15 protein-coding genes are annotated in these 21,441 nt (G+C 52.5%); 2 read left to right on the top strand and 13 right to left on the bottom strand.

Going from position 1 to position 21,441, the window contains the following annotated elements; genetic code table 11:
* Positions 1–192: 192 nt before the first annotated feature.
* The 3 genes from EV294_RS19460 to EV294_RS19445 all read right to left on the bottom strand — a co-directional run bounded on the left by EV294_RS19460 (position 193) and on the right by EV294_RS19445 (position 6,561).
* On the bottom strand, positions 193–1,518 hold the full coding sequence (locus EV294_RS19460; RefSeq protein ID WP_132309739.1) for an acetamidase/formamidase family protein: 1,326 nt from the start codon (positions 1,516–1,518) through the stop codon (positions 193–195).
* 379 nt (positions 1,519–1,897) lie between these two features.
* On the bottom strand, positions 1,898–4,975 hold the full coding sequence (locus EV294_RS19450) for a DEAD/DEAH box helicase (RefSeq protein WP_132309737.1): 3,078 nt from the start codon (positions 4,973–4,975) through the stop codon (positions 1,898–1,900).
* On the bottom strand, positions 4,972–6,561 hold the full coding sequence (locus EV294_RS19445) for a hypothetical protein (protein ID WP_165930741.1): 1,590 nt from the start codon (positions 6,559–6,561) through the stop codon (positions 4,972–4,974). Before EV294_RS19445 ends, EV294_RS19450 begins: the two co-directional genes overlap by 4 nt.
* 358 nt (positions 6,562–6,919) lie before the next feature.
* Here EV294_RS19445 and EV294_RS19440 point away from each other — a divergent pair, with 358 nt between their 5' ends.
* Positions 6,920–7,504: a TetR/AcrR family transcriptional regulator gene (locus tag EV294_RS19440; RefSeq protein ID WP_132309733.1), complete on the top strand. Its 585-nt coding sequence runs from the start codon at positions 6,920–6,922 to the stop codon at positions 7,502–7,504.
* A 7-nt stretch (positions 7,505–7,511) separates the two neighbouring features.
* The gene (map, locus tag EV294_RS19435; protein WP_132309731.1) at positions 7,512–8,258 is read left to right on the top strand and encodes a type I methionyl aminopeptidase; all 747 of its coding nucleotides are present in this window, start codon (positions 7,512–7,514) and stop codon (positions 8,256–8,258) included.
* A 210-nt stretch (positions 8,259–8,468) separates the two neighbouring features.
* Here the strand turns inward: map and EV294_RS19430 are convergent, their stop codons facing one another.
* The 10 genes from EV294_RS19430 to EV294_RS19385 form a co-directional block, all read right to left on the bottom strand.
* Complete coding sequence (locus tag EV294_RS19430; RefSeq protein WP_132309729.1) at positions 8,469–9,287, bottom strand: PPK2 family polyphosphate kinase; 819 nt, start codon at positions 9,285–9,287, stop codon at positions 8,469–8,471.
* A gap of 239 nt (positions 9,288–9,526) precedes the next feature.
* Positions 9,527–12,739: a LamG-like jellyroll fold domain-containing protein gene (locus EV294_RS19425; protein WP_132309727.1), complete on the bottom strand. Its 3,213-nt coding sequence runs from the start codon at positions 12,737–12,739 to the stop codon at positions 9,527–9,529.
* Between the two features lie 283 nt (positions 12,740–13,022).
* Positions 13,023–15,011, bottom strand: coding sequence for an RICIN domain-containing protein (locus EV294_RS19420; RefSeq protein WP_132309725.1), 1,989 nt, complete (start codon positions 15,009–15,011; stop codon positions 13,023–13,025).
* 256 nt (positions 15,012–15,267) lie between these two features.
* Positions 15,268–16,254, bottom strand: coding sequence for an ABC transporter permease (locus EV294_RS19415; protein WP_132309859.1), 987 nt, complete (start codon positions 16,252–16,254; stop codon positions 15,268–15,270).
* Positions 16,247–17,245 carry an ABC transporter ATP-binding protein gene (locus EV294_RS19410; RefSeq protein WP_243711714.1) on the bottom strand — a complete coding sequence of 333 codons (999 nt, stop codon included), beginning with the start codon at positions 17,243–17,245 and terminating at the stop codon, positions 16,247–16,249. Before EV294_RS19410 ends, EV294_RS19415 begins: the two co-directional genes overlap by 8 nt.
* Before the next feature lie 12 nt (positions 17,246–17,257).
* Positions 17,258–18,079: a GDSL-type esterase/lipase family protein gene (locus tag EV294_RS19405; RefSeq protein WP_132309721.1), complete on the bottom strand. Its 822-nt coding sequence runs from the start codon at positions 18,077–18,079 to the stop codon at positions 17,258–17,260.
* A gap of 207 nt (positions 18,080–18,286) precedes the next feature.
* Positions 18,287–19,285 (bottom strand): type I glyceraldehyde-3-phosphate dehydrogenase, encoded by a 999-nt coding sequence (locus tag EV294_RS19400; RefSeq protein ID WP_132309719.1) that lies wholly within the window; start codon positions 19,283–19,285, stop codon positions 18,287–18,289.
* 155 nt (positions 19,286–19,440) lie between these two features.
* A complete protein-coding gene (locus tag EV294_RS19395) occupies positions 19,441–20,607 on the bottom strand; it encodes an iron-containing alcohol dehydrogenase (RefSeq protein WP_132309717.1) in 1,167 nt (388 codons plus the stop codon).
* A 225-nt stretch (positions 20,608–20,832) separates the two neighbouring features.
* Positions 20,833–21,132: an ArsR/SmtB family transcription factor gene (locus EV294_RS19390; RefSeq protein ID WP_132309857.1), complete on the bottom strand. Its 300-nt coding sequence runs from the start codon at positions 21,130–21,132 to the stop codon at positions 20,833–20,835.
* A gap of 66 nt (positions 21,133–21,198) precedes the next feature.
* Positions 21,199–21,429, bottom strand: coding sequence for a hypothetical protein (locus tag EV294_RS19385; RefSeq protein WP_132309715.1), 231 nt, complete (start codon positions 21,427–21,429; stop codon positions 21,199–21,201).
* Between the last annotated feature and the right edge of the window lie 12 nt (positions 21,430–21,441).

The following is a 21,441-nucleotide window of genomic DNA, read 5'->3' as shown; positions in this document are numbered from 1 at the left end:
TTGTTTATAAACTTGGACCATCTAATTATTTCCATCTTCAAGGGGTTTTATATAATCTTCCTTCCAACTTTTTCGCCAACGACAATAAACCAGATGCCTCATAGAGATGGCATCTGGCACTTTTCTTCAACGAAATGTCATATTGTTACAAGGATTAACTTAATCCGGAAAGAGTAAATCGAGGCAGCACATCTAAATAATTTCATCAGAAAAATTGTCATTGTTATATTGTTCCTCCACGATTTCAGCAAGCTTCGCCTGTTCCAGATAAATCCTTGGCGCTCGGAAGGTTACGGTGACGACGCCCGGATGGCGGGCGATTTCAATGGAACCGGTAATCGTGGCGCGGTTCATAATTTCAGGTACCGTCACGTTAAACAGCTTGGCGGCGCGGGAGAGTCCGTTATCGGTAGCCGCATTCAAATTCGGGCCTGAGCCCACGATTGACAGTGGAAGTGAGTCTTCGACTTCCTTCATGCCCCATCGGGCAGCAAGCACGGCAGCCGAGCGCTTCTCGGAGGCGGAAAGAGGCTTGGCCGTGTACGGCAGATCTTCCTTGTTCGGCAGCAATATTGGCCCCTCAAGCCGAACGTTTTTCAGTACCTTGACCTGAAGGTGTACGATTGCAGAGACGTCTGCCGTATGGCCGGCAATTTCGCCATCACCCTGCATGGCATGCACGTCGCCCAAGTAAATGCCGCCGCCGGGTACCTTGACCGGACATATCAATGTAGCGCCAGCGCGAACGCGGCTGTTGTCCAGGTGACCATCCGTGCTGTGTTCGTCCAGCTCCTCCTGCGTTAATGCATACGCATGCGGTGCGCCGATTAGGAATGAGCCGAAATCGCCGGCATTGTGCGAATCCGGTATCGCCTTGGATGGCGTTGTACCCAACTGGCCGATAAATGGCCGCATACGCGAGACAACGCCAACTAGATCATGCGGAGCAAACGTGACGATCGGATTTTGTATGGATCCGTCAGGTATTTGCATATAATGATGCCCTTCCCGGGCGATTTTCTCGGCGGCTTCCTTGGAGACCGTAACTCCAACCTGCCCTCGATCGTCGAAGGTCATCGTATAGGCATTCGTGAAATGGAAGGGCGTAATATCGGCCCCGCATGATGCGCATCGGACGGCTTCTTGTCCGATGCCTTCGATGACGCTATCAGGATTTAATGTCCCGCAAGAAGGACATTTTCCGGCAACGAAAGGATCTCCAAGGAAGCGGCCTTCAATCGGCTTGTCATTCCCCGAAGCTGTCGCAATCGAGGTGACTTGAATCGATATAATTTTAATGACGATCGCATCTCCAACTTCCGCACCTTCCACGAATATCGGCGTCGTTACCTCATGGCCGCCTTTAAGTCCGGGCGTAATCATCGGGCCCCAGCACCCTGGCGCGGTATTGGCAACGATGTATCCGCCGTCTCTCAGTGGCCCTAACATCGGTTTAGCCGGGTCCAATACGCCATCAGTGAAGGTGTTCACAAACAAAGTGTCAACGGCTTTCTTCATTGGCTTTATATCTCCCCTATCTATTAAAAGATTGGTTGAGCTTATAGGTAACGGAAGAATGGATGCGTTTTCATTTCCCCTCCGTGAGCTTATTCTAATCGGAGTAGCGACGGGATACAATGCCCACTTTTTGGAGATCAGAGTTCACTATAGAAAGGACAGGAATGAGCTTGGTTATACCGGGCTCATTCCCCTTTCCGCGACTTCAAAGCATGCAGCGAATCCTTCGGCGAACAATTGCTCCGGATTAGTTTCTTCTTCATTACCGCCTAATTCCTTTGTATACCTCAAACCACATTCAGCTTGTTATCACTGGAAACGGCAAAACGTAACGTCACTCCTGCTTAGCTTAAAACAGGAGCTCCGTTCGCGCCTCGCGCTATTCCGACCAGTCGCGCCGCAGCGTGAACAGGTCGCGCAGCGCATCCGTTGACAGCTCTGTGATCCAGCCTTCCGAGCTCGTGATGACGTCATCGCTCAGCTGCTGTTTGCTCTCGAGCATCTCGTCGATCCGCTCCTCCAGCGTGCCGAGCGAGATGAACTTGTGCACCTGCACGTCGCGCGTCTGGCCCATCCGGTAGGCGCGGTCCGTCGCCTGGTTTTCCACGGCGGGGTTCCACCAGCGGTCGAAATGGAATACATGGTTCGCCGCGGTCAGATTGAGCCCGACGCCGCCGGCTTTGATCGACAGGATGAACACGTTCGGCTGCTCCGCGGCCGGCTGCTCCCGGGACTGGAACTGCTCGATCATTCTGTCGCGAGCCGTCTTGGAGGTGCCGCCGTGCAGGTACAGTACGCGCTCCCCCAGCTCACGGCTTAGCACTCGCTGCAGCATCTCTCCCATTCCGATGAATTGCGTGAAGATGAGGCAGCGTTCTCCCTCCTCGCGAAGCTCCTTCACGAGGTCGAGCAGCCGTTCGAGCTTGGCAGAGCGGCTGATAAGCATCGCCGATTCGGCAGCCGCCTCGCGTTCGTCCTCCGGCACAGGCACGGCTTCTTTCGTCAGCAGCACAGGGTGGTCGCACAGCTGCTTCAACCGTGTCAGCGCCGAGAGGATTGCGCCTTTGCGCTGAATGCCCTCCAGCTTCTTGACCTCGTCCATCAGTTCCTTTACGATCTGCTCGTAGAGCGCGCTCTGTTCGCCTGTGAGATGGATGTAAGTCTTCATTTCGTTCTTCTCCGGCAGGTCCAGCATGATGTTAGGATCCTTCTTCTTGCGCCGGAGCATAAACGGCTTCACGAGCCGCTGCAGCTCTTGCGTCCGTTTCTCGTCGCGCTCACGCTCGATCGCCTGGCCGAATCGCTCGGCAAATGTGCGGGCGGTACCGAGATAGCCCGGATTGGTAAAATCGTAGATCGACCATAGCTCCGCAAGCTTATTCTCGATCGGCGTGCCCGTCAGCGCGATGCGGTGCCGAGCGGGAAAGCTCTTGACCGCCATGGATTGCTTCGTGCCGGCATTCTTGATGTTCTGCGCCTCATCGAGGCAGATCGCAGACCACGTATAGCCGCCAAGCAGCTCTTGGTCCAGCGTCGAAGTCGCGTACGAGGTCAGCACGAGATCGGCCTCCGCCGCTTCCTCGTAGAACGCATCGCCGCCGAGCCGTTTGCTGCCGTAATGGAGCATGATGCGCAGAGAAGGCGCGAATCGGCGCGCCTCCTTCTGCCAGTTGCCAAGCACCGAGGTGGGGCAGATCAGCAAGGCGGGACGGCGTCCTCCGCTTGCGGCAGCTTCCTCTGCGACGTGCAGTAAGTAGGTAATAAACTGAATGGTCTTGCCGAGCCCCATATCGTCGGCAAGGACGGCGCCAAGCCCGAGTCGGCGCAGAAACGCCAGCCAGGAGAAGCCGGCTTGCTGATAACTGCGCAGCTCCGCGCGGAGCGTCGATGGCACGGGAATCGTCGGCCAGTCTGTCTGCTGCGTTAGCTGCGCGATGACGGACGTCAAATGCTCGTTCAGCTCAAGGTCCATCTCCAGCTCGCCTTCGTTCCTGATGCCCTCCTCGTCGGCACTTTCCCCCTTGTTGCCCATAGTCTCCGGGGCAAAGAAGCTGCGGCTGCGGCGCAGATGCAGCTGCAGGACATCTTGGAAGGACAGGCCCTGCCGCGGATCGACGCCCGCCATCGTCTTGCGGATTTGCGCGAGCAAGGCGGGATCGAGCGGCACCCATTGGCCCCGAAATTGCACGAGCCGCTCGCCGCGGGCTACCAGCTCCCGAAACTCCGTCTCGTTCAGGTCAATATCGCCAATGGACACGCGCCAGTCGAATTCGATAAGCGCGTCGAGGCCGAAGAAGGAACGGCTGCCGCCTTTGCGCTCTGCTTCTCCTTCGCCGGGGCGCACCTTGGCGCGCAATCGAGGCTTCTTGCGGCTTGCCTCCTCCCACCAGGCCGGTAGCAACACCTGCCAGCCTGCCGCCAGCAATCGCTGGCTGTCCGCAGTCAGGAACCGCCAAGCGTCTTCGTCGGACAACGGTGCGTTCAGTACGTTCGAAGGGCTTCCGGCCAGTCGGTCCGCCGGCAGGCTCGCGCGAAGATGCGCAAGCCAGGACGCGGAGCGCTCGCGCACATGAATCGTCCATCCGAAAGGCCATGTCCCGGAGGCTTCTCCGTCCGCGGTTAACCGAATCGGCACCAGCTTCGCCGGTTCGAGCTTGTCCTGCAGCAGGAGCGCGAGGTGCCAGCCGCTGGTTTCGGCATCCTCCGGCTCCAGCAGCTGCAGGAGCGGCCGGAACGGCAGCGTGTCTGCCTTCCAGCCGCTCGCGACAAGCCAGCCGCGCTCGTCGAGGCCCGCGACCGCCGCGGCTCGGTCGCCTGCGAACAGCATCGGGAAGTCGCGGCGCAGGTCGCCGGCTGCTTCCTCCGTGCCGTAATGCCGATGAAATACCACCGCGGAGAAGGCGGCGCCGAGGCCGGCCAGGAAAGCGGCGTCCGCTGCTTCCCTGCCCTGGGCTTCTTCGTCCCAATCTGCCTCTCCGATTGGTTCGCCGTCGTCCCGTCCGGCAAACCGGCCGCCGGCCTCCAGGGCGCGCATCATTCGGCGCGACTTCGCGTCAAACGCAGCCTCGTCCCATGTCCACCTCAGCTTACCGGCCTTGTAAGCTTCGAAACTCGGGATGAACTTCCGCTCCGCGACGATGCGCTCCAGCGTTGGCGCAACCTCGGCGAGCCGAGCGGCATCCCCTTCCAGCCGCCAGTTCACGTGCATTGGCAGCAATTCGGGCTTGGCGAAGAACGGTACGACCATCTCCGCCGGCAGCACGACGAGCTCCAGCTCGTCCCGCAGCTTCTCGATCTCAAGCTCCGTGCCATAGAAAGACGGCTCATGCCAGGCAAACAGCCGCTGCTTGACAAGCAACCCCGGCACGTAGCCGGACGAGTCAGCGCCATAGATCAGAGCGTCGCCTTGTTCGGTCAGGCTTGCTTGAATCGTAAGCGTATCGGCGTACGCATTCATGACAACAGTCCTCCTTTGCGCAGTTCTTCCTGAAGCGCCCGCAGACGGCTGTTCTTGACCGCGAACGCGGTGATGAACTGTTCCCACCGCTCGCCTTTCTTTAACCGCGAATAGAGCTTGGCAAGCCTCTTCAGCAGCTTCGTCGCCGCCTTGTAGCCGTCGCGGTTCTTCTGCAGCACATACCGTTCCACCGCCTGATGGTAGAATGGCAGCAGCATCTCCGGCGCTTCCTTCTCGACCGGTTTCAGCGCGGTAACGCGGAACGACAGCGGGTCCTGGCCCATGCACATCTGCAGGTCGATCCACCGGTCCCACCTGCCGTGTGCCGCCAGCGCGTCCTCGTAGACGGTACGCGAGTACGGCAACATCTCCTGTAGAGTAAGCCACATCGTCGCCTCCGCCTCCGGCAGCTGCGCTACGACGGCAGCCCAATAGTTGCCATAAGGCGCGAGGTCTTCGCTGCGGGAGCTGCCGAGCAGCGGTCCCGTCTCCGCGAGCCAGTCGCGCAGCCGTGCCCATTGTTCCGAGCGCTCGAGAACGCCGAATAGCGGCGTGAGATGCTCCGGCTTCAGATTGACCCCGTCACGGACGATCATCGACCGAGCTTCCGTGTCGCGAGCCAAGTAAAGCAGAAGGAGACATTGCGCGAGCTTCCAAGGCTGGCGCGACAAGGACGTACCAAGCGCGGCTTCCGCCGCCTGCAGCTTGCGAAGCTCCTTCTCGTAAAGCGCGGCACTTCCGGCTGAGTCCGGGCTCAGCCAGTGCAGCCACAGCGAAGCATGAAGTGCCGCGAAGCAGCCGAGCGACTTCTCTTCGGTCATCATGCGTGTCCGAAGAAAATCCGCCGTCCCCATTAGATGGTGCCAATATAAGGAACTGTCGTCAGCCAGAGCAAGCTTGTCCTCGAGCAGGTTCCGTGCCTGGTCAAGCAGCCCATCCAGCGCGATCTTCGTATGGTAGCCCATGAACAGGCGCGATTGGCGCCAGTCCGCCTGATTCGGCTTGACGACCAGTTCCAGCACGAATAACAGAGCATGCAGGGTGAACAGCTGCTCAAGCGCCCAGGGCAGCTCAGGCCGCATCGCCTGCAGGTCGGCGAGCAGCTCACCAGCCTCTTGTGCTGTACGGATGTTCGGGTGCACCGCTCCGAGGCGCTTCTCGAACCGCTCGTGCCACTTGGCAACGGAGAATTCTGTGAGCTCCGTCTCCGTCAAGGTCGGACGGACAGGCTGAGCGGTTGCCGGCACGGCGAATCGGTTTGCGCCTTCTTCGCTGGCGTTTCTCTCCAAGGACGGTGCTTCCGCTGCTGCTCTTGCAGTACCTGTGCGGGTACCGCCTCGTCCAGCGTCCGGTTTGCCGATGGCTGGCGCGCTCTTCAAGGCGCTGCGCGCATTGGCGAGCGCCTGGATCGGCCGGCCGCACAGCTCCGCGTAGCGCATCAGCGTTGCAGCCATATGCGTACAGGCGCGGTTCGCGGAGCAAGCGCATTCGCTTGCCGCGAGGTCGTCCAGATCGACGGCGACGTCGTACATCCGGTTATCTTTAACGCGCGCGTCGACGTGCACGCCGTCATCTCGGAGCGCCAATTCCTCGACCCTTCCCTGTTTATAATATTGAAAGCCCCGTATGATCGTCAGTTCGTCGAAGCGCGCAGCGACGCCCTCCAGCAGCCGTCGCCACGCGCCGTCATCCAGCATATAGTCTATATCCATAATCCGTTACTCCCGTTTTACATCGTCATGTATTCTTAAAACTTCGATCTCTATTATACCAGCTATTTCGCCCGTAAAACCCGAACACGTTTTAAATTTGACGCGAAGAACCATTCATTACGCGGTTCTTTATGTTATCGAACACCAACAAATCTTTTGCATTTTTTTTCCCCGTGCGTTATTATTTTTACATTGACAAATTTGCAGGTCTATAAAAGGAGGCTAACCCGGTATGTGCCCCCGTACCAAAGAACAAAATGAGCTGATACGCATACAGCGCAGAGAACAGATTCTGGACGTCGCCGCACGCTCCTACTTCCGCACGGGCGGAAGCTTTGATATTCGCGACGTTGCCCGCGAGGCAGGGCTCGGTTACGGCACCGTATACCATTATTACCCTAACCGGCATTTATTGATAGAAGACGTTTTAGAAAGCGGATTCGAGCGATGCGAGCAAGTGATCTCGGAATGGACGGACGTCAGCGGCAGTTCCCCGGATGACTCGCAGTTGTTGGCGTATTGCAAAGCGCTTATCCGGTTGTGGCAGTCGGACCCTCGCGCATATCTTGTGTACAAAATGGCGGCGGAACATTATGCCGGCTTGCCGGAAAGAGATCGACACCAGGCCAAAAGAAAATTCACGGAACGGCTGTACGTTCCACTGCGATCAATCGCACGGTGCGAAGACGACAGCGTCGACCATATGCTTGCCGTGCTGGTCGGTTGCTGCGGACTGCACTACTATGCGGGCAATTCCGACCTGGACGTCGATCGAATCGCCCGACTCGCTATGCAAGCAATTTCGAAGGAGTCCTGATCCGAATATGGTCATTCTAAAAAGCAAGCTTGAAATCGAGGCTATCCGCAAGGCATGCCAAGTGGTGGCTGAATGCCACCGCGCAATCGCCCCTCTTATTCAACCGGGTATTACAACCAACGAGATTGATCGCATATTCGAGGAAATGATGCTGAAGTACGGCGCAAAGCCATATCAGAAAGGCTATAAGGGCTACCCTTATGCGACCTGTGCCTCCGCAAACGATGTAATCGCTCATGGCTTCCCAAGCAATAAGCCACTTGAGGAAGGCGATATCGTAACGATTGATACGGTTGCTGAGCTCGATGGCTGGCTCGGCGATTCAGCCTGGAGTTATGCGGTCGGGCAGATCTCCCAGACGGCCGAGAAGCTGATGCGTGTCACGAAGGAATGTCTTGACCTGGGCATTGGGCAGGCGCAGCCCGGCAATCGACTCGGCGACGTGACGAGCGCGATTCAGCGGCATGCGGAAGCCCACGGTTTCGGCGTCGTGCGCGATCTTCTCGCCCACGGCATCGGCCGCGACCTGCACGAAGAGCCGACTTATATGCATGTCGGCAAGCCTGGCAAAGGCCACCGTATCAAGGAAGGTATGGTGTTCACGATTGAGCCTATGATCACGGAAGGCACCTACTTCATGACAATCGATCCGGACGGATGGACCGCACGGACGTTGGACAACAAGCTGGCCGCCCAATACGAGCATACGATCGCCATCACGGCTGAAGGTCCGCAAATTCTGACCGCTCAATAGCAAAAAAGAAGTCGACCCGCGAGAAGGGTCGACTTCTTTTTTAACACAAAATTCCCTATACCGTCACTACCAAAGCTTATCCCTATATAAATACCCAGCCGTCTTTATTCAATGCCTCACGCAAAAGAAAAACAATAGCCACAACGATCACAACAAACGAGAGGTTTAGGATAATCAAGGCATCGAGAGCATTTATCGCTTTCTATCCGATCAAGCGTTGGATTCTAGCTGCTCCATAAACCTTTTTGTGTCAATGTCAGGTTCTGGATAAGAAAGCTCCAATTTCTCTAACGAACTTAAAATAATCCGGAGCACCAAGTAATCGCGGAACCAGCGTTCGTTGGCCGGGACGATATGCCAGGGTGCATGATTGGTTGCCGTATGCCGGAAGACATCTTCGTATGCGTCAATGTATGAATCCCAGTAGTGCCGCTCATTGAGATCGCTGGCATCGAATTTCCATATCTTCTCCGGGTTGCTAAGCCGCTCGCGGATTTTCTCAAGCTGAAATTCAGGTGAAATGTGCAAGAAGATTTTGATCAGCATGACGCCATTGTTCGTTAGTAGCTTCTCGAAATGCCGGATATGCTTCATCCGCGCTGCCGCTTCCTCGTCTTGTATCAAGCCATGCACCCGGGTAACGAGCACATCCTCATAATAAGAACGGTTGAATGCGGTAATATAGCCTTTGGCAGGGACAACCTTATGCGTCCTCCATAAGAAGTCATGGGCTGACTCTTCAGGCGTCGGTTTCTTGAAGCTTTCCGCACGGAAGCCCTGGGGATTCAGGTTGGACAGGACTTTCTTGATAACGCCGTCCTTCCCGCTGCAATCCATCCCTTGGAACAAAACGAGTACACCGTTCGTCTTCGAGGCAAACAACTTGTCCTGCAGATTGCGAAGCTTCCGTTCCATGTGTTCAAACTCATCTTGAATGTCTTCCTTACTTGCGATGCCGCCCGTATCGTTCGGATCGATGCGGCTTAGACCTCGCTTGTCCGCTTTAGTCAGCCGATAGTTTTTCAACATGGGAAACGCCTCCTCAGACACTTCATTATCTCTCGACAATTATTCGAGTGAATACGATCAAAATCCTTTCCTTTGACCAATTTTCCGCTTCAATTAATTGAGACAGCCCATTACAAATAGCTAGAGGCTATCCCATCGTCAAATTAATGACTAATGAGACAGCCCCTTTCATTTGAAGGTTACTGCTTTACCTGCCGCGAAGCGCGGTGCAGTTTTTGTTTTAAGCCCCATTCTCTTTCTTAATGATAAAGATTCTGAATTTGAGCGTCTGAAAATGCCTTCTTAGCCAAATAAACCTCGTCAATTAAACCATTCCAATTCGAATTGTTTGACGATGGCGATTTATGCGCGCCCAATCGGAAATTACCCGCCGCCGATTCGGCAGTTACCGTTGCTGCGGTTGTATCAAACACGCCATTAATATACAGCTTGATCGTGCTGCCGCTTTTAACCAAAGCGACATGCGTCCAGGTACCTATTGGGATCGTTCCGGTAGAAGTTGTATTCACGCCGCCCAGGAATGATTTTAACGTGCCGGTATTGACATCGCGATACAGAATGCTGCGCCCGCCGCTGCCTTCCTGTGCAAATATCGTTTGATTTGAACCTGCTGCCGAAGCCTGATCGAGCTTAACCCATGCCGCCACGGTAAAATCCGTAGACGCCGGATCGAAGAAATTCGGAACGCTTAAATAGTAATCGCCGTAAGACCCGGACAGACGAAGGGCGCTGCCCTCCTTGCCATTGATATCAAAGGATGCGCTTCCGCCGGATGTTAATAGGGATACCGTGTTATTGTTGCCTGAATTATCGGAAGCCACCGCGGATCCGACGTTTTCATTCATACTGTAATAAATGGTGCCGTCATACATATTGGAAATCTGAGCCGAGGCTAGAGCCTTTTGTGACAGTTGTATGTCGTCGATGGATCCGTTCCAGTTCGCGCTGGTTGCAGACGGAGCTTTATGCGCTCCCACACGGAACTTGCCGGTGGAGGTCTCCGTCGTTACACTAGCCGTTTTATCGAGAGCTCCGTTAATATACAACTGGATCGTCCCGCCGTTTTTGACTAAGGCCACATGCGTCCATGTTCCAACGGGGATGGTACCGTTTGAGGTCGTGGTAACGCCTCCCAGATACGAATTCAGTTTCCCCGTATTAACATCGCGATACAGTATACTGCGGCCGGACGCTCCTTCCTGGGCGAAAATCGTTTGGTTCGATCCCGGCCCGGATGGCTGATCAAGCTTAACCCAAGCCGCTATTGTAAAATTGGTCGCTCCCGGATCGAAGAAATTCGGAATGCTTATATAGTAATCCCCGAATGCATTAGTTCCGGATGGAGCCAAATGAAGCGCGCCGTTAACTTTACCGTTTGACTCCCAGGTTACGTTGCCGCCATTGGAAGAGATGACAGCCGTATTGTTGTTTCCGGAAGAATCCGAAGCTGTGGAGCCCGATGTTTCGTCCAATTTGTAATGGGCCGTTCCTATATAAGCCGGTTTACTCACCGTGCCGCTTAATTTGATAGCCGTCATCGTGTGCGCCGGGAATGTGTAAGTAAAGGTATTGCCCGGTACCGAAATCGTCGATTCTTCATTAACAACGGTTGGCGCCTCGCCCGGCAGGTTATATTGGTCCAGTGCAATACCTTCGCCAAGCTTCCATACCGTAGCCGTCGATCCCGGCTCATAATTGGCAATATTTATAGTGGATGTATAATCGGTTGCCGGGGCTTCATTCAGAACAAGAAGATACAAGTTGCCGTCGGCATCCTTCGTCGCTACGCTGTTCAAGGAATTTTGATTGTAAGTTGCATTATTGCCTCCCGAGAATGCGTAGGTTGGCATATTGACGATGGCCGGAGCGTTTAATGCCGTTGTTCCTGTCATATTGGTCAACAGTTTAAACATCTCGGCCGACACGTTAGGGGTAAAATTGTACGGGCTGCCCGGCGTGTTGTTATTATTGAATATCGCCATATTGCCGATGCCCAGATTATCCTCCTGGAACCAGGTATCGATAAGGCTATGTTTTTCGGCAATGGGAATGCCCATTTGCATATATTTCATCAGCGTCTTTCCGATATAAAGCGCATCGCCGAGCCCTAGCAAATAGTGCGGGTATCCGTTCAGCTTGGCGGTCAGCCCATATTCGGACGGGAAAACGATACCGCCGGACAGCGGTTCATTTTTCAACCTTTGCTGCAAACTCGAGACCCAGCCAACGGTCACGTTAACCTGTCCCATCGTCCCCGCGTAGTAGTCTGTCAAATTGGCATTGCTCGTTACGCCAAACCCCCAGTACGGATGGGTTGTCATTCCGTCGTAAGGCACATTCGCATTGCGGAAAGCGGCAATGGCCTCATTGTCGGCTATATTACTGATTACTTTAATGGTAGGATCAACGTTTTTCATAGCCGTATAATAGTCTTTATAACCGTACTTAAAGGCGCTATAAGTAATGGTGACGGTTGCGCCGGCGGGCGGAATTTGGCCATTCATGCCATCCCCGAACGTGATTCGTCCGGTATTATAATCGATTTGATAGACCTGATCGGACGGACCATATCCCGCGAAGGAAGTCACTCTTGTCCAGGGAGCGCCGGCAACATAGAGTGTATCCGTTCCAGCCGTCGGTGGACCATACGGAGCATAAACTTCTTGTCCAGCAACGCCAGTGCTTTTATAAGCGCCTTGTTTCATAAAGCTCCAATCGGCTTTAAGCACGACCGTCTGCTTCGTGAAATTAACGACGCTGCCGTTAACGTAAGCATCCCGGTAATCCGTCCCGGATGGAATACCGTTTAACCAATACATTTGCGGACCTGGTCCCGTCTCATTGCCGATCTCAAAATAAGTGATATTATAAGGAGCAGGATGTCCATTGCTTATTCGTAATTGGACATAAGGATTGTTCGTGTCCGTACCGTTCAGATATTGAACCAGGTTAGCCGCATCCGTCGGATCGCCATTCCCCATGCCATACATATAAGTAAGCTCGGTCCCCGTATTCTCCGTGAATTTTAATGCCTCATCCAGATTAAAATTAACGGACATCACACTTTGATCCATACCGTGAACCTGCGAAAGTCCGCTATCTGGATTCGTCCCGTTGCCATTGCCCACGGCGCGCTGCCACTTAAATAAATTGGCGACCGTACCGCCGGGATAACGCATGGCTTTTATTCCGGCATCGTTGTAGCTGTCATAAAAATCGGGATAAACCTCTTTATTTACCGGATCGTACATCCCTCTTCCATCGAAATAGTAGCGTGAATTCGCGCCAAATAACAAAGGCGATACGCTTGTTGCGGATGAGTTGGCATCGAGTAAAATGACAGGATTCGTGTCTGTGTTGGCATGAACAGAGGCGGTCGGAATCAGCGTGCTGGCCAAAGCTAGAATGCTTAAAAAACTTATTGCCCGATTTTTCAAACCTTTACTTGTCACTTCTCTTCCTCCTTAGAAAATATAGTATTCTTAACCACGATTCGAATTAATGCAAATAAATAAATATCACCTCGCTGTCCTAGATGTGAAGGTTACCTATATATTTTAAAATGAAAGCGCTTACTGAAATTAGCAAATAATTCTGGTTTTTTGGTCAAAAAATCGGTAGTTTTAAAACTAGTTGCAACTATTCCTTTCCTGTAAGACGGCAAGCCGATCAACAACAAAAAAAAGAGATGGAGCGATATCACTCCATCCCTTCGATTCCTTATCGTTTACGGACTTACGGGTTCAGGACAGCGAAGCTCCAGTTCTGGTTCATAGAGCCGGAATCTGACCATTGCAGATTTATCCCGCCATCTGCCGTGCTGCCAGCGCTAATTCCAAGCATTTTACCGCTATTTACATTTTTCAGCTTGTAGTAGCCGCCGCCTGCATCAACCAATTGCCACAATTGGCTGGTTGAACCGCTCGAGGTATTAATAATGTTTACCGCACCGTCCGCTGTCGATGCACCATTGATGTCCATGTATTTGCCGCTGTTTACGTTTTTGATTTTATAGAAGCCGTTTGTATACTCAAACTGCCAGGATTGGCTTGGTGCGCCTGAATAAGTGCGCTGCTCTATACTCGTGCCGTCTGCCATTGCATCACCAACCGTACCAAGGGTTTTACCACTGTTTCGGTTTGTTATGGAATACGTTTTGGTCAAATCGATCGGAGCAACCGTATCGAAGCGCCAGGTTTGGTTCGCGGAACCCGATTGCGTCCATTGAATAACCGGAGCACCGTCGGTCGTCGCGCCTGCGCTAATGCAAAGATATTTTCCGCTGCTGCGGTTAATAACAGAATAATTACCACTGCCAGCATCAATAAGCTGCCATTGCTGGCTAGTGCTGCTGCTTGCTGGCAGCTGTACGCCTTGTGCACCGTCCGCCGTAGATGCCCCAGAAATATCGATGTACTTACCGCTGTTGATATTTAAAATTTTATAATAGCCGGATCCGGCATCAACAAATTTCCATGATTGGCTTACCGCTCCTGTATAAGAGCGCTGCTCGAGCGTCGCACCGTCTGTTGTCGCATTGCTCGTAACGCCAAGTGCCTTACCCGAATTTCCATTCACAAGTGCATAAGTTAAGCTCGTGTCAACTTGGCCGGCGGGTGCAGCCGAGCTCCATGTTCCGGCAGCTGGATCGATGTACCATTGAGAGTAGCCGTTAATGACAGGGTTTCCATTGCTGTCGAAGGTCAATGGATACCATTGGTTACGACCAACACCAGTGCTTCCGCCGCTGAAATTATTCCAACGGTCTCCGATGTACATGTATACTGTACCTTGTGTTCCTTGAATGGGAAGAACTTGATCGATTTGCGTGTCGAAAGAGTTGGTTGAAGATGGACTTGTCGCACAAACATAAGGAGTCGTCCATGTTCCGGACATGCTTGTCGACGAGTAACACCAGGTTTGGCTTGATTTCCAACCGTTGGTTGTAGAAGCCATCATGATGTATTTCGATCCCGTTTTAAACAAGGTTGTCGCTTCTTTGTAAGGGCCTGTGGAAGCAAACGTCTTTGTAACGGAATCAATGCTCATGAAGTCTGAGCTCAGCTTGCTAATTTGAAGACCTGCATTCGTAATGTTGTTATAGTCGATTGTGTAAGTAATGTAAGTGCTGCCGTCGGAATCAGTAAAGATGGATCCAAGGTCGCCCATTTTCCATCCGCCTGGTTGTGAAATATATTTCTCGTAAGTAAATGGTCCTGCTGCTGAATCGCTGGTGAAGATCGTAATTTTATTGCGATTTCCGTCTCCGCTGCCCCATTCAGCGAACATGACGTATTTGTTTATCACGCTATTGTACATAACAAACGGTCTTCCCACCCATTGCGTGCTTGCAAAGCGAACTGTTGTCGTATCACCGATCGCATCTAGCTTTGCGTTAATGGAAGAGAAATCGACTATGCCCTGATGCGATGTCCAATTAACAAGGTCAGTCGACGTATATACGTTGATTTTTTTCACACCGGAAGTCGAAAAATCCATGCCATACCAGTAGAACGTATTTCCTTCTTTCACGACCCAGCCGCCTTGCGCCCAAATCGGATTGCCATCGGTATCGTACTTCGTTGTATTATTTACGATTTGCGATGACGCGGCATTCGCCTGCTGTGCAAAGATAAATGCCGACATGAGAATTAGAACGGACAACAATAACGATAAGATTCTTTTAGGTACATTAAACAAAGACAAACCTTGGGCATTCGTCACGGAGGGGTCACCTCTCCTTGCTGATGTAATTTACTATATGAAGCGCTTTCATATGCATAAAGTATACATCTGCCGTCGGGATCTGCCTATCATAGCGAATCAACGAAATCTAAACCTTATCAATAAAATATACTCGCTTCATAGGAAAACCTGAGGATTCAGGTTGGACAGCACCTCCTTGATGACACCGTCCTTCCCGCATAATCCATTATTTGGAGCAAAATCCGTTCACTCGACGCAACTCATCCCGTGGGTTCTAATTCAAGATGTCCTGTTTCGTAAAGACGGAGAACGAAACGGCAAGGGAAGCAATCCCCCAACAGGCCAAAATGACAAGAGAGAAGCCAAGCGTCATGCCCGTAATCGGCGGCGGCGAGCCCGCCAGATAATCCGTCAGCTGCAGATTTACGGAGAAAATGAATTTGGCGCTGTGCCAGGAAGAAGACATGCTCGATAAGATCGTTCCGGAGATGACGGCCGCCATCATCGTCACGATGCTCGCGGCCGTGCTGCGCACGAGCACGGATACCATCAGCGCGAGCAAAGCCACGGTCATGGACGACACCCAGATCAGCCCGGCTTCCATCAGCAAGTAAAGCCATTGCGGAATCGCGTGCACAAAGCTGCTTTCGACCGAAGATCCCTTGATTACAAAGCCTGTAAATACGGGGATTTCCCATCCGTAATAACCAAATACCGCACCGGATATTAAATAACAGAGAACGGCGCTGACCACTATGATTAATGCTACGTAGAGGCTAAGCGCCACGAGTTTGCTGAACAGGATCTTCCATCGGCGTACGGGCCTCGTGAGCAGCATTTTGATCGTGCCCGACGTGCGCTCGCCCGATACGATGTCTGACGCAAGGGCAAGCACGAGCAGCGGGAAGAACAGCGTGACCGCGTTCGACAGGAAGCTTCGGGTGAACGTGACGCCGTCCGGCGAGTTCGGATTGACATCGTGATCCAGGTAGTATTGCAGCTGCTGCACGGCGATCCGCCGCGAATGCTTCCATTCCTCCGGGATCCTGTCGCTGGAGAGCATGTTTTGGTATTCGTTGATTTGCTGGATGAGCTGATTGCGCCAATCCTTGAAATTCTTCTTATTCGTCTCTGTGATCCGAAACTGCGCGTATGTAAAGATCGGAATGAGGATCAGCAGCACGAGCACGATGACGAAAAACCGCTTTTTCTTCCAGATCTTAAGCGTCTCGTTTTGTATGAGCGGGAGCAGTCTATCCAATGCTTTCACCATCCGTCATCCGTAAAAATAACTGCTCCAGCGTAGGCGCGATGCTGTGCACCGCCACGATGCCGATGCCGGCGAGCACCGCCTTCTCGACCAAGGACGCGATCCGCTCCGGGTTCATCGCCGTGATGAGCGCCTCCCTCATTCCCGCCAGCAAGCTTTCGTCGATCCGATGCTCGTCAAGCACGAGTTCGACGTCGCCCTCGCCCGCGAGCAGGCGCCGCCCCGCCTCCGGCTGCTCGAATTGCCAGACGACGTAATTGTCCGCGCCGTGAAGCAGTTCGTCCACCGTGCCGACGGCCAGCACCTTGCCATGGCTAATGATCGCGACGCGGTCGCACATCAGCTGGATCTCGCTCAGCAGGTGGCTCGAAATAAACAGGCTCATCCCCTGATTCGCCAGCATGCGCACGAATTCCCGCAGCTCCTTGATGCCTTTCGGATCAAGCCCGTTTGTCGGTTCGTCGAGAATGAGCAGCTTCGGCCGGCCGAGCAGCGCCTGCGCGATGCCAAGCCTCTGCCGCATGCCAAGCGAATACGTTTTTACTTTATCGTGGATGCGGGCATCGAGACCGACTATAGCAACGACCTCGCGAATTCGCGCGTTATCGATGCCGCGCTGCATGCGCGCGAAATGCTCGAGATTTTCCCAGCCCGTCAGGTAGGAATAGGCTTCGGGATTTTCGACGATGCAGCCGACGTGGCGCAGCGCCTCTTCGGGATGGCGGCCGATGTCTTCGCCGCAAATCAGAATCTCGCCGGAAGACGGCTTGATCAGATCGACGAGCATGCGGATCATCGTTGTTTTGCCGGCGCCGTTCGGCCCGAGAAACCCGAAAATTTCGCCGGCGCGGACTTCGAACGTGACGTCCTTGATGATTGGTTTCCCGCTGATTTGTTTCTTAACGTTGCGGACGGTCAGTACGGCTTCTTCATGTGCCGACTGCCTCGCCTCCTCCTGTCTCTTCCGACTCGCGAGTTGCATGCGCATTCCCTCCTATTCCAATGACTGAACGATTCGGGCGGCGATTTGCGCGTACCCGTCATGATTGGGATGAAAATGATCCGACGACAAGTACCGGCCGATTGCGTTCTCGAAAAGATCAAACGTCGGTACCATAGACATGTTGGGGTACCGGTGAAGAAGCGCGTACGTCCGTTCGTTCCATTGTTGGATGTGGAGCGATCCGTCCCGAAATTCCGGAATATCGTAGAACGGATTATACAAGCCGACGTACACGACACGCGCATCGGGATTGATCGCGTGCAGCCGCTTCACAATCTGAGCCAGCCGGTTCAAGCTCTGCGGCAGGTCAGCCTTGAGCTTGTCCAGGTTCATTTCGCCCGCAGCCTTACCCGGGCTTGATGCGGTCTGGAAAAGATCGTTTCCGCCGATGGTGAAGACGATCACGTTCGCCTGCTTGAGAGCGAAGCTGTAGCTCTTATCGGTTTTTAACAGCTGCTCCAGCTGCTTGGTTTTCAATCCGTTGATAGCCAAATTGTTATTGAGCCGTACGGACACGCCCGGGTGATTCTGTTTCAACAGCGCGACGACCTGCTTGACGTAACCTTCGCCTGAAGCGTCGCCGGTTCCTTTCGTCAGCGAGTCTCCGATAGCCGTGATCGCAATATCCTTGCTTTCGCTCAGCTTGCCACCCGCCGGCAGCGCCGGCATGTCCGCGTTTCCCGCGAATGTCTGGCCTTTCGGATAAAGCAAATCCTTGACGGCCAAGCCAAACCCGGCGACAAGCAGCAGAGTCGACAAAACGGCGGAAATGCCAATGATCATCCATAAGTTTCTGGAGGATATCGTTCTCATCTGGGAGGTCTCTCCTCGATCGTTTGAAATCAATGCCTTTCGCAAGTGCTTTTTCTTTTATAAAGTAATGCTTTCCAAGTTCATTTGCAAATTACACCCATTTTTAGATAAAAGAAACAGCTTTGTTCTTTGGAACAATCGATTCGACACAAATCGTTAAGAGCCGCACAGATGAGCGGCTCTTAACGTCTATGGCGCTTGGCTCCATTATTTGCTCGACAAGAATTCGGCAACCTCCGCCAAACGCGTAGCGAAACCCCATTCATTGTCGTACCATGTTGCGACGGAGAGCAGTTCTCCTTCCACATGCGTGAGCGGAAGATCGATGATGGACGTATGCGGGTCGCCTACGATACGCGACGATGCCCATTCTCCTTCGAGTACGTCCATGACGCCTTTTAAATCGCCTTCTCGCGAAGCACGTCGGAACATATCGTTTACTTCCTGCACCGAGCACGGCTTCTCCGTAATCAAGTTTAGCTCGGCGATGCTTCCCGTGCGAGTCGGTATGCGATAAGCCTTGCCCGTGATCTGAAGGTCTGGCCAAATAAACTTGAGAGCCTTTGCCGCTCCAGACGAAGACGGGATGATGTTCTCGGCCGCAGCCCAGGAGTCACGCCGGTCTCGCATCGGCTGATCCGTCAACGATTGCGTGTTGGTATAGGAATGAACGGTCGAGAACAGACCGAATTTGATCCCGTAGTTTTCTTTGACCAGCTTAATGACGGCTGCCAAGGCGTTAGTCGTGCAGCTGGCCATGCTAATAATCCGGTGCTTGCCGGGATCGAAGCTGTCGAGGTTGATGCCCTTGAGCAGCACCGCGTCGCAATCGTCGAGGGACTTGCTTGGTCCGCTGATCAGAACGCGCTTCGCCCCCCTGTCCAAATGCACTTGCGCAACGGAACGGACGACGGCTCGGCCCGTGCAGTCGACGACAAGATCCACGCCAAGCGACTTCCAGTCCGGTACTTCGTTTGAGGAATTGATATAAAGTATTTCCCGTCCGCCTATGACCATCGCGCCTTCTTTGGCCGATACGTCCTCGTGCCAACGCTTATAGTTCGAGTCCACTTCAAAAAGAGCGGCAAGCGTGCCTTCGTCCTTGATGTCGGATATCGAGACCGGAACGAAGAGTTTGTCCTGAAGCGCCACGCGCAACAGTTGCCTGCCGATGCGGCCGAATCCGAAAATCGCAATTTTACCCATTTTTCACAGCCTCCAGTTGCATTGTCAATTGTTTACGCTCATAGTGTACGCAATTTGACCGCTATCATAAATTTTCAGCAGCATTATTTCCAGCCTGTTCACAATCTGAGTCAAATAAAATAGGGCTGTCTCAAAGCGAGACAGCCCATCGTTTATTATAAAGAATTTCTCAAAATTTTTCTGACATCATCTTTCGTCAGAGGAACATAGCTGCCTATTTGGTCGGCGAGCATAGCTCTTTCCGTCATCAGCTCGATTTCCTTGTCATCGATGCCATAGTCCGAAAGTTTTGTTGGCGCTCCAATGGAAGCCCACAATTCCCTGAGAGACTGAATCGCTTCCGCTGCCAATTGAGCATCCGTTTTCCCCGCCCGGTCCAAATGGAATACGCGAACGCCTAGCTGTGCAACTTTCTCCGGACGTACGGCAGCTACATGCTCCATCCAATGCGGGGCAATGATCGCGATTCCCCCGCCATGCGGGATATCAAGGACAGCCGATACGGCATGCTCGATAAGATGAGTCGCCCAATCCGGGTTAACGCCCATTCCCGTTAGTCCGTTTAAGGCCAATGTTCCGTTTAATAACATGACTTCGCGATATTCGTAATTGTGCAAATCATTCACGAGCTTTGGCGCGGTCTCCGCAACGCTAAGCAGAATCGCTTCACCAATTCGTTCCTGAAGAGGCGCATTGTTCGAAGCATGGAAATACTGTTCGAATACATGGGCCATAATATCAACTGTGCCATAGATCGTTTGGTCCCTAGGTACGGAGAAAGTAAGCTCGGGATCCAGGATACTGAATTTGGGAAGCACGTATGGGGAGTTGAAAAATGCTTTCGTTTTCGTTTCCCAATTCGTAATAACGGAATTGCCATTCATCTCCGATCCCGTTCCCGCTATCGTTACAACGGTTCCGATCGGAACGGAATTAGAAGGTGCTTTCGCTTGACCGATCACAATGTCCCATACGTCGCCCTCGTACGGCACGCCTGCCGCAATCGCTTTGGCAGAATCCATGACGCTGCCGCCGCCTACTGCAAGAATAAAGTCAAGCTGGTTATCTCTGATAAGGTTAATTCCTTTTTTGACAGTCGTAAGCCGCGGGTTCGGTTCAACGCCTTCCAGTTCAATGACAAAGGCCTCGATGTCTCTCAGTTCCCGCATCACCTGATCGTACAGCCCGTTTCTCTTTATGCTGCCGCCTCCGTACACAAGCAAAATGCGTTTGCCGTAAGCAGGAATTTCCTTTTTCAAGCTGCTTACTTGCCCTTTTCCAAACAAAATTTTAGTCTGATTATGAAATTCAAAGTTTTCCATGTTGTTCTACCTCTTTCGATTGGGATTATTAAGCGTGACAAACTCCGTGATAAGCAACCCAAGCACTCCTAATGTTAAGTGACTCACCACTTGAGTTTTATATATTTATATATTGCAAATCATTAATATAAAAGGGTAAATCAAAATTGCATAATTTGCAAATTGTTAATATGTTTGCTTTAATAAAAACTGAATTCGAGGCAAGAATTCAGTTTTGTATTTTTATCATTTCTTAAGGAATTGGCCAATGTCGTTAATTGCCTCTTCATTCCTTCTGTAGTAAGTCCATTTTCCTATCCGTGTAGCATGGACCAATCCCGCTCTCTGAAGCATGGAGAGATATTGCGAAGCAGTAGACTGGTTCATATTTAGTTTTTCGGTGATTTGACTTACGCATACCCCAACCGTATCAAGGTCAGCTCCTTCCTGGGGAGAAAAATGGGTTGTTGGGTCCTTCAGCCATTCTAAAATTTGAATACGCGCTTCATTGGAGAGTGCTTTAAAAATATCAATTGGGTTGCTCATGCGATCATTATATATTGCAAATTCACAATATGTCAAATTGAATGCTTCAGCCATCGCTTGAGCAGTTTATTTAGGCTTTGACTTTGATCGGACATCCTCTTTATACAATAACACGGTTAGAATGATCGCCAGCAAACAAGCAGCTCCCGCTATTCCTGCAGTTACGATGATTTCTTTCGTGCTCCCGTAGAAACCATATAGCAATAACCCGTACAAGATACACAGTATCAGGGTAATGACACAAAGCACTACGATGACTGCGTAAACGGCAGAAGACTTTTTTTGCGGATTGGACATTGAATTGCCTCC

The organism is Paenibacillus sp. BK033 (genome assembly GCF_004345425.1).
Taxonomy (GTDB): Bacteria; Bacillota; Bacilli; order Paenibacillales; family Paenibacillaceae; genus Pristimantibacillus.
This window is presented reverse-complemented; position numbering and strand designations above follow the sequence as displayed.